Origin of the sequence: Paenibacillus sp. YYML68 (assembly GCF_027923405.1) — a bacterium.
Classification (GTDB): domain Bacteria; phylum Bacillota; class Bacilli; order Paenibacillales; family NBRC-103111; genus Paenibacillus_G.
Genome location: NZ_BQYI01000001.1, coordinates 1,479,968 through 1,494,075, shown reverse-complemented (window position 1 = coordinate 1,494,075; position 14,108 = coordinate 1,479,968). Strand labels below are relative to the sequence as shown.

Annotated in this window: 9 protein-coding genes; 4 read left to right on the top strand and 5 right to left on the bottom strand. The window is 57.0% G+C overall.

From position 1 onward, the window contains the following. Positions 1 to 78 precede the first annotated feature (78 nt). The 4 genes from PAE68_RS06600 to PAE68_RS06585 form a co-directional block, all read right to left on the bottom strand. Complete coding sequence (locus PAE68_RS06600; RefSeq protein ID WP_281885274.1) at positions 79 to 372, bottom strand: DUF6509 family protein; 294 nt, start codon at positions 370 to 372, stop codon at positions 79 to 81. 40 nt (positions 373 to 412) lie between these two features. Beyond that, complete coding sequence (locus PAE68_RS06595; protein ID WP_281885272.1) at positions 413 to 619, bottom strand: hypothetical protein; 207 nt, start codon at positions 617 to 619, stop codon at positions 413 to 415. Between the two features lie 158 nt (positions 620 to 777). Beyond that, positions 778 to 2,331, bottom strand: a complete 1,554-nt coding sequence (locus PAE68_RS06590) for a sulfatase-like hydrolase/transferase (RefSeq protein WP_281885270.1) — start codon at positions 2,329 to 2,331, stop codon at positions 778 to 780. Between the two features lie 23 nt (positions 2,332 to 2,354). Further along, positions 2,355 to 4,607: an FAD-dependent oxidoreductase gene (locus tag PAE68_RS06585; protein ID WP_281885269.1), complete on the bottom strand. Its 2,253-nt coding sequence runs from the start codon at positions 4,605 to 4,607 to the stop codon at positions 2,355 to 2,357. Between the two features lie 163 nt (positions 4,608 to 4,770). Here PAE68_RS06585 and PAE68_RS06580 point away from each other — a divergent pair, with 163 nt between their 5' ends. Then, a complete protein-coding gene (locus PAE68_RS06580) occupies positions 4,771 to 5,577 on the top strand; it encodes a helix-turn-helix transcriptional regulator (RefSeq protein WP_281885267.1) in 807 nt (268 codons plus the stop codon). Positions 5,578 to 5,700: 123 nt separating this feature from the next. Next, the gene (locus PAE68_RS06575; protein ID WP_281885265.1) at positions 5,701 to 9,282 is read left to right on the top strand and encodes an Npt1/Npt2 family nucleotide transporter; all 3,582 of its coding nucleotides are present in this window, start codon (positions 5,701 to 5,703) and stop codon (positions 9,280 to 9,282) included. A 157-nt stretch (positions 9,283 to 9,439) separates the two neighbouring features. On the opposite strand, the gene PAE68_RS06570 is transcribed toward PAE68_RS06575, so the two are convergent. Beyond that, positions 9,440 to 10,330, bottom strand: a complete 891-nt coding sequence (locus tag PAE68_RS06570) for a 5'-3' exonuclease (protein WP_281885262.1) — start codon at positions 10,328 to 10,330, stop codon at positions 9,440 to 9,442. Between the two features lie 232 nt (positions 10,331 to 10,562). Between PAE68_RS06570 and PAE68_RS06565 the strand changes: the two genes are divergently transcribed. Together PAE68_RS06565 and PAE68_RS06560 are read left to right on the top strand one after the other, a co-directional pair. Then, positions 10,563 to 12,311, top strand: coding sequence for an alpha-glycosidase (locus tag PAE68_RS06565; protein WP_281890937.1), 1,749 nt, complete (start codon positions 10,563 to 10,565; stop codon positions 12,309 to 12,311). A gap of 739 nt (positions 12,312 to 13,050) precedes the next feature. Next, positions 13,051 to 14,076 carry a LacI family DNA-binding transcriptional regulator gene (locus PAE68_RS06560; RefSeq protein WP_281885260.1) on the top strand — a complete coding sequence of 342 codons (1,026 nt, stop codon included), beginning with the start codon at positions 13,051 to 13,053 and terminating at the stop codon, positions 14,074 to 14,076. Positions 14,077 to 14,108 lie beyond the last annotated feature (32 nt).

Here is a 14,108-nt window from a genome sequence, read left to right as displayed (position 1 = left end):
TAAAAAAAAGGACTACCGTCCGTGCTAAACGCCTAAGCGCGCAGCACGTACAGTAATCCTCGAATGCCCTTCAGCCTCTTACTCGAGCCCTTCGGACCAGTGCTCTCTGCAGAACGATGCCAGCTGCTCGACCTCGCTGTCTTCCAGGTCAAAATCTAAATATTGACCGGTCGACCGCTCATGCAGATCATACTTCACAAGCTCCTGCTTGTCTTCCTCTACTCCATAGATCACTCTGACGTAAAGTCCATTCTCCGAATACAGCTCATCGTCCTCAGGCACGTCCAGATCGAGAAGGAACTCGAAGCGTCTGCCGGCGATGATGCCGAATGGATCCTTAATCAGCTCTACGCTGTACGACGTAATGTTCAAGTCCAGCCATCCCTTCCGCTACTCACGTTACTGCAGTCTTCTATTCGACGACGATGAATGTATTCGCGGAACGGTGCAGCTTCTTACCGTTAATGGACACATGGTGGGACGAATAGCCTGTAATCGGTCCAGCCGGATAGATGCGCAAGTCATTCTGTCTAGGCTCAACCATCGCTCCCTTCGTCTTCGCATACTCGAATTCGAAGTCTTCCTTCAATATAATCGTTTCCTTTTGCTCTTTATCCATGCGCTGATTCCTCCAACCGCCTCGTTATAGATGTGAATGGTATTTCTTCACTGTGTATAGTTTATCAGATTCGTGACCGTTTTTCGAGGCGGAGGCAGATCCGTTAACAATCTGACTGGCGTGCTAGAGCAGATAGAGCGTGGTGATCGCCGTATTCCTTAAGATCGTTGGCGGCTCAGCTGGGTCACCGTCCCCTCGGCTCGCAGCAGTCGCTGCATCTTGGCCATGTTGTCCCCTTGCATCAGATGATAGCTGTTCACGACAGGACGAACGTCATCGAGCGCCTCATAATCGGCAAGCTCCCCTAGACCAGAGCGCCACTCGGCTAACCGATACATTAAGGCTTCCTTCATCTCCTGATGCTGCGGATCGTCGAACAGATTGCGCGCTTCTATCGGATCGTCGTCGAGGTTATACAGCTCCCCCTCCACGACAGCTTCGAGGAACATCGGTGTATATTTCAAATAATGGTCCAGCTGCAGCCGGTCATGAATCCGCTCTTGCCCCGGATATACGGTCAGCTTCCATTGCTCCTTACGCATCATGAGCGCCGGCTCCGTCTGCAGGCCTCCTGTGAAGATATGGCCGAATACTTCCGTCTTGGCCGCTCCCGGCTCTCCGCGCAGCATCGGCAGCAAGGAGCGCCCTTGCACGCGTTCAGGCACCTCGAGCCCCGCTGCATCGAGCAGCGTCGGCATGATGTCGACGATTTCCGCGAACGCCTCATACGTTCCCTTGTGCATCGACTTCGGGAATTTGATCAGGAGCGGAATACGGGAGACCTCCTCGTACATGATTCCCCATTTCTCAATAAAGCCATGCTCGCCCATCATCGACCCGTGATCCGACGTGAAGACGAGGATCGAGTCGTCGTATAGATCGAGCTCCTTGAGCCTTGCCACCACCTGTCCGACGCGATCGTCCACATGGGTAATCAGCCCATAGTAGCTGGCCAAGCTTCGGCGGTAATCGTCCTCGGTCAGACGATCGAAGCCGCGGGCGCGGTAATAGTAACGGTGCAGCAGCGGCTTCGTGCTCAGATCCTCATCCCAGGTGGACGGCAGCGGGATCGACTCGGGAGCATACATGGACGCATACGGCTCAGCTGGAAAATACGGCGTATGCGGATCAATCAGCGACAGTCGATGAAGCAGCGGCCGCTCGCTATCCTTCAGCTCCTCTAGCCGATCCACGTAAGCTTGTGTTACAAGGGAATCAGCAGTCTCCTCCGGTCGCTGCGGATTGACGCCGTGAATAACGAGCGAGATCTCGCCCTCGTTCTTCTTATACACGCTCCGCTTCTGCAGCTCGCGGTCCGTCACGCCGAATACGCTGACACCACCGCTCGAATATAGGCCGTGCGGGTAGTGCTCCTCGAAGCCGAAATTACCCGGCGTATTGAAGTGAATCTTGCCATAGTTGATCGTCCGGTAGCCGCCACAGCGCATCGTCTCATATAGAGACTGCTCATCGTCGACCGGGGCGAACGCATTATCCAGCACACCATGACTCAGGCCGTGCCGCCCCGTCGCCAGACTGACTCGGGCCGGGGCGCACATCGGACTATTCGTGTACGCATTCGTGAATACGGCACTATCGGCCGCGAGCGCATCCAGATGCGGAGTCTTCACGATCGGGTGTCCCCGGTAGCCCAGCGTGTCCGCGCGCAGCTCATCCGTCATGATGAAGAAAATATGTGGCTTAGTACGCATCCGTATCGCTCCTTCTCTCAGCCTCAGGCATACGCCCGGATTTCGTACACACCGACCCGCTTCGCGCCGTTCGTCTTGTGGAAGACGACCTTGATCTCACGGGTAGCGATCGCATCGAAGGATAGGGAATTAACCCTGTGATAATTGTCCGTCACCGACACGACCTCTCGATAGGTGTCGTCCTCGCCCTTGGCGTATACCGTATAATCCTTCACCACCGTCGGGAACACGGTGAAGTCCTTGTACATCTCCAGATTGTCGTAGTTGCAGTTCAGATTGGAATCGAAGGTCAGCTGCAGCCTGCTGATCGATTGCTCCTCATTCCAACAGATCGTCACCGTCTCATCCCCAGCAGTGATCGCTGACAGCCACAGGTTCGGCAAGCCGTGATTGCGGGAGTAGCCATTATTCAGGTTATCCGCGCCGTAGACCGCTTGCTCTGGAACGGTGCGATAGCAGGGCAAGCCCTCCGCGGACCGCCACATCTCCTTCTTGACCTCCAGCGTATCGATGTCGCAGAACGTCGTGCGTCGATTCAGCGGCTGCTTGCTTAGGAAGAACAGGCCGTTGAGCTCATCCCTCACCATGCCGAGCTGGATCGCCTCGTTCGGTTCCAGCTCGATGAATAGCTTGCCTGTTGACGTCTCGCAAGGCACTGGCAAGGATACCCAGTCGAAATCCGATTGAGCCATAAGCGTTACCGCGCCTTCATAGAGCTTCTGCTGCGGCGAGTAGTTCTGCTGCTTCACGGACGTGTATACGGTATAGCGGAGCTCCGTATCGACTTCGCTCTTCAGTCGCAGCGCCAGCTGCTTCAGCGATTGTCGAACCGGGACGATGAACGCACTCCTCTCGTTCAGCGGCATACTGAAGTGCTGCTGCTCTAGGGTGCACTCCTGCACAGAGCTCGCGGTGAATACGGCTTGTCTGCACAGGTCGTTCGGGTCCTCGTTCTTGCGCCCAATAATATATTGGTCCTCGCCAAGAAGCAGCTGCTGCAGCTGGGGCATATGACTCTCATAGATCTGACGAGGAGTAACATCGTATTTGCGGCACAGATAAGCGGCAGCGGCGCAAGATTGTCCGAGCACGGCCAGCGTCGCCATCACGCGGGTCGAGCCAAAGGCGACATGAGAGGTGGACATACAGCGGCTCGCCACGAGCAGGTTCGTCACATTCTTCGAGTAGCAGCTGCGGAATGGAATCGGGTAGACGCCCTTCAGCACGAAGTGGCGGGTCGTCATATCCTTGGAGAAGAAGCCCTCCTTCGCATGCAGGTCGATCGACCAGCCGCCATAGCCGATCGTGTCCTCGAAGTCGGTCTGCTCGACGACATCCTTCTCCGTAAGGATGTAATCACCGATCAAGCGGCGGGACTCCCGCTTCCCTGGCGCGCCGCCCACATATTCAAGATCATAGCTCTCGGAATCATACTTCCCACTGTTCTTGATATGGTTCCAGACGCCAAGCACGAGCTCCCGATGATTGTGCATAATCTCTTCATTGTCATGAATCTGATCCTTGCCGTGTCCGATCTCGTAGAACCACTGCATCCGGTAGCCTTCATATCTGGAGTTGTGAGGGATCCTCTCCGGAATGTCCCGGTGCTTCAGCGCCTCCTCCACGGACAAGCTCTTCGCGAACTGTGGCAGGACGAACCGGGCAGGACGGCCCGTATCCTTGGAATACCACGACAGCGTGCTGAGCAGCACATGGTCATCCGCCTCCTCAGGCGCGATCCGTTCCCCGAACTCCGACCTCGCCTCCCGGCCCTTGCGGTATTCCGCACCTGCCAAGTAGCCGATCGTCCCATCTCCCGTGTCATCAAGGAACAGCGGGCTGTAGTAGTCGAACCGCTTCTCCGTGCCGCTCTGCGAGCCGGATACCGATACGATCTGCCCTTTCCCATCGGTCACGACCTTGTCCACATTCGTGTTCAGATACAGCTGGATGTTCGGCTCGCGCAGCACATAATCGAGCAGCACCGTCTCCCACAGATAAGCGTTGCCTTGCGGATTGCGGTACAGGTTCTCCAGACGCAGCTCCTCCATAATGCCCGACTCTCTTGCATAAAAGTTAAATTCAGACGCGCCGTCCGCACCCGCAACGTTGATTCGATGCTCCGGACTTGCATTGCCGCCCAAGTATCCGCGGTTGTTGATCAAGGCCACCTTCAGTCCGAGTCTTGAAGCCTGTATCGCTGCGCATATGCCCGGCATGCCGCCGCCAATGACCGTCAGGTCATGGTCTACGCGTATCGTTTGGAATTCCATCATAATCACCTTCCCATGTGTTCGTTACCTGCCTTATATCCATATTTTATTACACTTTCATCCAAGGTAACATGCTATATCATGCAGGATTGATATCTTATTTCGACTTTCGTAATATAGAGATGAGCCCCTTCTACAGACAGGGATGAACGAAAGGATAGACGATATGATGGAGCATCCGGTGATGATCAATCGGAACGAAATTCCGAGCCTCGTAACCGTAGGCGTATTCGAGCCCACGAAGCCGTGGCTTCATGTCGACCGCACGCTGAATATCGATACGCTGCTGTATGTTGTGAGCGGTGCTGTGCATGTGTGTGAGGAGAACGTGGACTATACGGTGACGAGCAACCAAGTTTTTTTCCTGAAAAACCGGTGTCATCACTGGGGAAAAAAATCGATCGCACCCGGCACAAGGTGGTACTGGGTCTCCTTCGTCCCATCTGAGCTCAGCGAGGAGAACGAGCCGCTCGTCCTTCCGAAGCAGCTCACCGTGTCGTCACCGGAGCACGTCACCTACCTGCTCAGCTCGATGCTGCGCCTATTCCATACGTCCGAGCCGCTGCGAAGCGAGCGACTGAACGGCTACCTGTACCAGCTGCTGTACGAGCTGCTGCATCAGCACCTGCAGGCGGGCTCCGAGCACCATCCGACGTCCGTCTCGTCCCAAATTATTCGATGTCTCACGCAGCAAGTAGAGCAGCCGTTCGACAGCGAGGCTATTGCAGAGGCGCTGAGCATGAACTATACGTACCTCGGACGTCTATTCAAGTCGGCTACCGGCCTCACGATCAACCAGTATTACCGCAGGCTGAAGGTGCAGCGAGCCATCGAGCTCATGCAGGATGCTACGCTGAACATTGCCCAGATCAGCGAGCGGCTTCAGTTCCCGAATCCGTACTACTTCAGCCGAGTGTTCAAGCAGGTGACTGGCTTCTCCCCGAGAGAATACCGGGAGCAGGGCTATCGATGAGGTGAGCGCCCACTTCCGCATCATTCCAACATCCCCTATAATAGATTAAAACGGTTACAACGCCCCACACTATACAGACAGGATGTGCACGCTATATTTACGCGACCTGACCGACTTCAACACATGCTCAAGACCGTTCAAGCAGACCGGGACGAGCTCACGAAAGCGATGCTGCTCTGCTGCTACTTGTTCTCTGTCACAGCGGCTTCCACCGTCGGACGTACAGCGGCGGACACATTGTTCCTAAGCCGATTCGATCACGCCTCGCTATCGGCGATGTACTTGCCACAGGCGCTAATGATGATAGCAGCTGGATTCGTATTCCAGCGAGTTACGGCGAAGGTGCGCGTCGAGGCGCTCCTCCCTTGGCTCATCCCTTGTATCGCAGCGCTCGTGCTGGCGGGCAGACTCGCCGCTGGCTTCGAGCTGCGCTGGAGCTTCCCGGTGCTGTATATTGCCGTCGACGTGTTCAACTTCCTGATGATCGTCTGCTTCTGGCAGCTGGCGACCGGCATTATGGACCAGCGCAAGGCGAAGCGCATGATCGGCTTCGTCGGTGCGGGCGGCATAGCAGGGGCGATCACGAGCGGCTTCGGAATGAAGGCAATATTGCCGCTCATCGGCACGGCCAATCTACTGCTCGTCTACGCTGCCTTCCAGCTGCTCGCGCTGCTGCTCATGCTCGTCTTGCGCGCTCGAGGAGCACGAGCGAGAAGCTACGAGGCTGATGCTGGACGAGCATCGGCTTCGTCAGTACAGTCAGTGAAGCCGAAGAGTCGCAGCAAGCAGGAGATGCTGTCGCAGGCTCCCCATCTTCGGGCCTTCGCCGTATTAAGCGCAGCCCTCATTATCGCCTTGACGCTCATTGACTACCAATTCAAGGCGATCATTCGAGAGGAGCTACAGAACGACGCACTCGCCTCGTTCATGGGAAGCTTCTATGGTCTATCCGGCATCGTCGCGCTGCTCGTGCAGCTGCTCGTGTCAGGCTGGGTGCTGAGCCGATTCGGCATGATGACCGCTCTGCTCGTCTTCCCTGTTCTGCTCCTCGTGGGCAGCTCAGGACTTCTGCTACTCCCTGTGTTGACCGTCGCCGTACTCGTCAAGGGCAGCGACAAGGTCGTCGGCGATACGATCCACTCGTCCGTCAACCAGCTCATCATGTTCCCGATTGCACCGGAGTGGCGCGGCCCGGCCAAAGGCTGGATGGACGGTGTCGTCCGTAACGGGGCCAAAGGGTTGGCTGCGCTCGTCCTGCTCGCCACGGGCTCTCTCCTTGCGCCCGCGCAGCTCAGCTACATCGTGCTCCTGCTGCTCGTGATCGCCATCGCAGCCGGCCTGCGCGTCAAGCCGGCCTATATGAAGACACTGACCGCCTCGCTTGCACGGGGGACTCCAGAGGACGATTCGGAGAGCAGTCCTCTCATGCTCGACGCGAGCGCGAGGAAGCTGCTGCTCGCAGCACTCTACTCGGAAGAGCCGCAGCAGGCGATGGCGGCCTACCGGATGCTGCGGCATGTAAGCTTTTCCTTCACACCGCATATACCGGAACTGCTTATTCATCCGGTGGAGGGAATACGGCTTGAGGCGCTTAAGCTGGCGGCGCAAGCGGCAGACCCGTCCCTGCTGCCCGCCATTATTCGCTGTCTGGACAGCGAGCAGCCTACTGCCGTCCGGGCCGCAGCTATCCATGCGCTCGCCGTCTATGAACGCGAGGAAGATCTCGAGCGGGTGAGCGAATACGTCAGCTCGTCAGACTTGACGCTACAGACGGCGGCGATCGTCGCGCTCGTGAAGCAGTTCGGCATCGAGGGCATGTTCCGTGCGGTGTCGAGGCTGAAGGAGCTCATCGATAGCCGCATCGAGGCAGAGCGGCTCTGTGCCGCTGCCATCATCGGTCAGATCGGCGTTCGCAGCTTCTACAAGCCGCTGGCGGAGCTCTTGACCGATGCCAGTCCGCAGGTGCGCATCCGCGCCATTGAAGCGGCTGGAGCGCTGAGAGCGCCTGCGCTGCTGCAGCCGCTTCTCGCGCGGCTGCAGGATTACGAGACGAGGCGCTATGCGATCGAGGCGCTCGCCGTTTATCCAGAGGACGAGCTGCTGCCTATGCTGGAGCAGGCGTTAACGGATACGACTAATGCGCTGCATATCCCGCTCGTCTGTGCGAAGGTCGGCACCCCCTCCTCCTGGATGCTTCTGCTGAACGCTTACGAAGGGGCCGAGCTGGAGCTAAGAGATCGGCTGCTCGAGGCGATGCTTCGCGGTATGGAGGCCGCGCCGGGACACGTCGAGGCGCAGCTTGAGCAGTACGCGCTGGCGGAGCTTGCGCTAGACACAGAGCTTGCTAAGCAGCAGATGGTGCTCAGCATGCAGCTGTCCGAGCATTCGATCGTGCATGAGCTGCTGTCCGATACGCGGGAGTCGATCAGACGGCGCGTCTTCCAGCTGCTGGCATTGCATGTGAAGTCGAGGACGCTCGTCCATGCCCATCAGAGCTGGACGACAGGCGATGTCAGGCAGCAAGCGAACGCAGTCGAGCTCGTCGACCAATCGCTCAAGGGCCAGCTGCGGCAGCACGTCACACGCTGGATGAATGGTTGGTCTGCTGCACAGGAAGCCACTCATGCTTCCGTGAGCGCATCTGATGCGCTGATGAAGCTGCGCAAGCTGCCTGATCCGATGCTGCGCGCAGCGATAGAGGCGGAGCTTGCCTCGCTTCAGGCTGTATCGGCAAGCGAGGCACTGGATGCTGATGCCACGCATCGCGCACGGTGGGAGTCTATTCGACTGCTGAAGCAGACGCCTCTGTTCCGTGAGCTAACGGTGAAGGACCGTGCCCGCATCGCAGAGCGTCTCGTGCCCGTCCAGTACGAACCGGGGGCCACTCTCGTGGAGCAGGGCGAGGTAGGGGAATGCTTGTACCTGATTACGGATGGCGAGACGGCGATCGTACGAGACGGTCGTCAGGTGAGCAGCTTACGAGCCGGAGATTGTCTTGGGGAGATGGCGCTGTTCATTCAAGGTAAGCGGACGGCAACCGCCGTCGCGACGACTCGGATGCAAGCATTGCGACTCGATGCGGAGGAGCTGCTCTCCATCTTCGATCAGCACAGCTTCGTCGCCATGGATATGATGAAGCTGCTGTCCCGACGATTGCGCGATGCGCTAAGCCGCAGACCGAAGCAAGAGGACTCGACTGCTGACAGTGCGACGCAGCCTGTAGGGGCGGCGGGTGCAGCGGTGGATGCTATGCGGAGAGAACATGCGCCGCTTGCAAGCATGGAGCACGACGGAGCGATTCGCGCGCTGCTGCGCCGCATCGCGGCACTCGAGCGAATCGAGCTGTTCGCGCAGCTTCCGCCGGACGACATGCTGTGGCTTGCGCGCTCGCTTCATGAATCGACGTGGGCCGCAGGCACGGCGATCTGCAAGGAAGGCGAGCACGGCGACGTCATGTACGCGATCCTCGAGGGCAGCGTCCGCGTGCATCGCGGCACCGATACGATTGCGATGCTGCAGCAGGACGAATACTTCGGCGAGCTGGCTGTCATCGACAGCGCTCCCCGCTCGGCACATTGTACAGCGGAGACAGACACCGTGCTGCTCGAGCTGCCTCGCGATCTGATCGTAGCGAGCTGCGCCCAGAACCGCAACGTGCTACGCAGCATTCTGCAGGTGCTGGCGACACGGCTGCAGCGTGTCTAAATCTCAGCGTTACATGCTGCAGATGCTAGCTGCAGATGCTTCCCGTGCAGTCATCATCTGATTGCTAGACACGAGAAAAACCCTTCTTGCCGAGCACAGCTTCACTGTGCGCAAGGAGGGTTTTTCGCTTATTTTTCTCAATATACTGAACGTAATTCTACGAAGCAGCCACTGTCGACAGCTTACCAACTTCCTTAATCAAACTATTGAACTCAAGCTCCTCGAACTTGCTCTGTACCAGATGCAGCTGCGGATTCCACAGACTCGCCTCCATGTCCCACTCGACCGGCGCATCGCACTTGATCGTCGCCAGCTCCCTGCACAGATGCAGCATATCCAGATCAGCCTCGATCTTCGACTTGACCGACTTCGTCAGCGTGCCGAGGTTGTCCAAGATGCCGTCGATCGAGCCGTGCTCGAGCAGCAGCTTCACGGCGGTCTTCTCGCCGATCCCCTTCACGCCCGGATAATTGTCGCTCGTATCGCCGACCAATCCCTTCAGATCGATGAACTGAGCGGGCGTCAGCTGCTTCTCCTCGAGCAGTACGGCCGGATCATAGACGGCGTAGTTGCCTGCGCCTTTTTTCATAATAATAACCTTGACCCGCTCCGTGACGAGCTGCAGCATGTCGTGGTCGCCCGTCAGCACCTGCACGTGCATCTCCTCGCTGAAGCGGCGCGACAGTGTCCCGATGCAATCGTCCGCCTCGAAGCCAGGCAAGCCGACGTTCGGAACGCCGAAGCTAGCGACGACGTCCTTCACGAGGTCGAATTGCGGGATCAGCTCCAGCGGCGCCTCCGGACGGTTCGCCTTATAGCCGTCATACTTCTCCGTGCGGAACGACGTGCCAGACAAGTCCCAGCAGCAGACGACGTGCGTCGGCTTGAACGTCCGAACGGCGTCGAGCCAATATTTCAAGAACCCGTACACCGCATTGGTCGGTAGCCCGGCGCTTGTCTTACGAATATAGCCGCCATACGAATTGGCGAAGTAGCCCCGGAACAGCAGCGCCATTCCGTCTACCAGCATCACTTTACGATCGTCCATATGTCTAGTACCGCCTACCTTTTTTAGACCATTATAGCATACAGCAGCAAGCGAACGTATTGGTAACGATATGTTCCGTTTACAGACAGAGGGATAGCTGGTATAATAGCCTTAATTTAAAGGCAATGCTACCGAACAGGTACAACCTCGGACATGACAATGTTCAGCGGGTTGTGCCTTTTTTGCATACTATCATTATTCTGCCCTATTAGGAGGACTCTAGCTCATGTCCATCGTACTCGAAGCGATCTACCACCGTCCGAAGCTGAACTGGTCCTACGCCTATGATAACGACACCATTCACATCCGCATCCGTACGAAAAAAGACAACGTCCAGCGCGTCCGCGTGCTGGCAGGCGATAAGTACATGTGGGAAGCAAGCGTCGGTTATGTCGATATGCGCAAGCTGCCGGGCGATGCGCTGTTCGACTATTGGCAGGCGGAGGTGCGTCCGCCGTACCGCAGGCTGCGCTATGGCTTCTGCCTCGAGCACGGGGATGAGCAGGTGTGGATGACCGAGCAAGGCTTCTTCACCGAGGAGCCGAAGGACTCGGCCTACATGTTCGAGTATCCGTTCTTGAACCCGGCCGATGTGTTCGCACCGCCCGCCTGGGTGAAGGAGGCTGTGTTCTACCAGATCTTCCCGGAGCGGTTCGCTAATGGCGATCCGGACAACGATCCGGTTAACGCGCTGCCGTGGGGGTCCGCGGAGCCGACGCCGACGAATTATTTCGGAGGCGACCTGCAAGGAATTATCGACCATCTGGATTATCTACAGCAGCTCGGCGTGAACGCGATCTACTTCAATCCGCTGTTCGAGGCGACGACGAATCATAAGTACGATACGAAGGATTATATGAAGGTTGATCCGCAGTTCGGTACGAACGAGACGTTGAAGGAGCTCGTGGACCTCTGTCACGCGAGAGGCATCCGGGTGCTGCTCGATGCAGTGTTCAACCATTCGGGTCACACGTTCGAGCCGTTCCTCGATGTGCTGAAGCATGGAGCAGCATCGCGCTACGCCGACTGGTTCCATGTGCGCGAATTCCCGCTGGAGGTGAAGGACGGCGTGCCTACGTACGACACGTTCGCGTTCGAGCCGATCATGCCGAAGCTCAATACCGAGAATTCCGAGGTACAAGCTTATCTATTAGAAGTAGCAGAATATTGGATTCGTGACATTGGCATCGACGGCTGGCGTCTCGATGTTGCGAACGAGGTCGATCACCGATTCTGGCGGCTGTTCCGCGACCGGGTGAAGGCGCTGAAGCCGGACGCCTACATTCTCGGCGAAATCTGGCACGACTCGATGATGTGGCTGCAGGGCGACCAGTTCGATGCGGTCATGAACTACCCGTTCACCGAGGCGGTGCTCAGCTTCACTGCAAGAGGCAGGCTCGACGCTGCCGGGTTCGCGCACGCAGTCGGCGCTCAGCTGGCGAGCTATCCGCAGCAGGTGAACGAAGTGGCCTTCAACCTGCTCGGCAGCCACGACACGCCGCGACTGCTGACGCTGTGCGGCGGCAGCAAGCCGCTGATGAAGCTGGCGACGGTGCTGCAGTTCGTGTTCCCCGGCACGCCTTGCATCTATTACGGCGATGAGATCGGCATGGACGGTGCAGGCGACCCGGACTGCCGCAAATGTATGGTGTGGGATGAGGAGCAGCAGGACCGCGAGCTGTTCGCCTACTTCCAGCGCGTCATCGCAATGCGCAAGCAGCTCGCCCCGCTTCGCGAAGGCAGCGTACGCTTCCTGCTCGCACGAGCTGACTCGCGGCAGCTCGTGCTGGAGCGCGCCACCGAGGACGGGCGTGTGCTGGTCGCCGTGAACGCATCGGATCGCGAGGCGTCGGTGCAGGTCAACTGCGGCGAGGGCAGCTGGACGGACTTCTTCACAGGTGCTGTCCATGTGACGCCGCTGAGCGGGCAGCTGCAGCTGTCGCTGCCGGCCTTTGGGTTCGCGGTGCTGAATGGGGAGTGAGATTACTGTAGCTAATAGTCGACGGTTATCCCCATGAATCGTACAGGTCCAACGTGCGCAGCCTTGATCACCTCAGCGTCGAACGCTCTACGCCATAGATCAGATGCGTACGGCGGACTTGTCTTGTATCGCGAATCGTCGGATTGTCCTTCACCTACGGATCGTTCTGCGCCTCCTTGTTCGTCGGAATCTATGTGCAATAACTGTACGATTAACAGGAACAGCCCTAATCTAATATCTAGACTAAGGCTGCTTCCTATATATTCGCATGTGACGTAACAGTAGGGCTACAATTTATTCATTTTTTCAGCAGTCTCTCAACAATTAGACTCATGACCAAGGCAGGAATAACGATGATCGACAGAGTGAATAGGTCCCACTGAAAAGTACCTCTAACTAACGTGGAGATCAGAATCACAATTGAAAAGAATATAAATAATGACTCCATCGGCTCACATTCTTGTATAGGAAAGCGACTTCTGAATCTGTCCCTGATTCAAAATGTAGTACTCGTAATGCCGAAGAAATCTTCAATCATTGTATAATAGTAACTTCATAATGGTGTTAATGTAAATATTCTCCTAACCATACCCTTCACTCGGCCCCATGAACGTCTAACTGCTGTTTACAACACTTCCGACCTTCGCTAATATTAGATGAATAACGCTTATCCCCTTCCCTTGGTTTTCATTAAACGTTTAAATACATTCAACATTCGCTCGCTGGAGGTACTTCAATTATGCATGTTACTATTGTGGATGTCGCCAAAAAAGCCGGTGTCTCGCCATCCACTGTATCCCGTGTCATCTCGGGACATCCGCGGATCAGTCCGGCCACGATTCGTAAAGTGAAGGAAATTATGGAGGAGCTCGGCTATCATCCGAACGTCATGGCCAAGAGCCTCGTCTCCAAAACGACGCAAACGCTTGGCCTGCTGTTGCCTCGTTCCGCGGAGGAGCTGTTCCAGAACCTGTTCTTCTCTGAGGTCATTCGAGGGGTCATCTCGCAAGCTACCCGCTCGAGCTACGATCTGATGATGACAACAGGCACAACGGAGCGCGAGGAGGTCGAGGCCGTCACTCGTCTTGTTCGCGGACGCCGCGTCGACGGCATCATCCTGCTGTACTCGCGCAATGCCGATCCGGTCATCGCCTTCCTGAAGGAGCACTCCTTCCCGTTCGTGCTGATCGGACGCAGTGAGGATGAGGCGATCTTAACAGTCGATAACGATAACGAGCAGGCGGCCTACGATGTAACGAAGCATCTTATCCAGCAGGGTCACCGCCGCATCGGCTTCGTCAGCGGGCCACCGAATCTAATCGTATCGCGGGACCGATTGAACGGCTACAAGAAGGCGCTGAAGGATGCAGATATCCCGTTCCGGAAAGATTGGATTGTCGAGGGGGAATTTCTGCAGGAGAGCGGCTACCGGGCGATGTCGTTCCTGATGTCGCTGCCAGAGCGTCCGACTGGACTGGTCGTAATGGACGACATGGTCGCCTTCGGCGTCACGCGCGGCTTGAACGAGCTCGGCTACAGCGTGCCGCAGCACTTAAGCATCGTCGGCTTCAACAACTTGCCCATGTCTGAGCTCGCCACGCCGCCGATCAGCTCGGTCGACATCGGCATCTACCAGCTCGGCTATACCGCCTCGCAGGTGTTGATCCGTGCGGTCAAGGGGGAGGACATTCCGCACACACGGACGATTATTCCGCATCGGCTCATCGTCCGTGAGTCGTCGTTGTATCATCTTGCGACCGAATAGCTGCACAATTGCATATTGTAGAGCCTCATTCT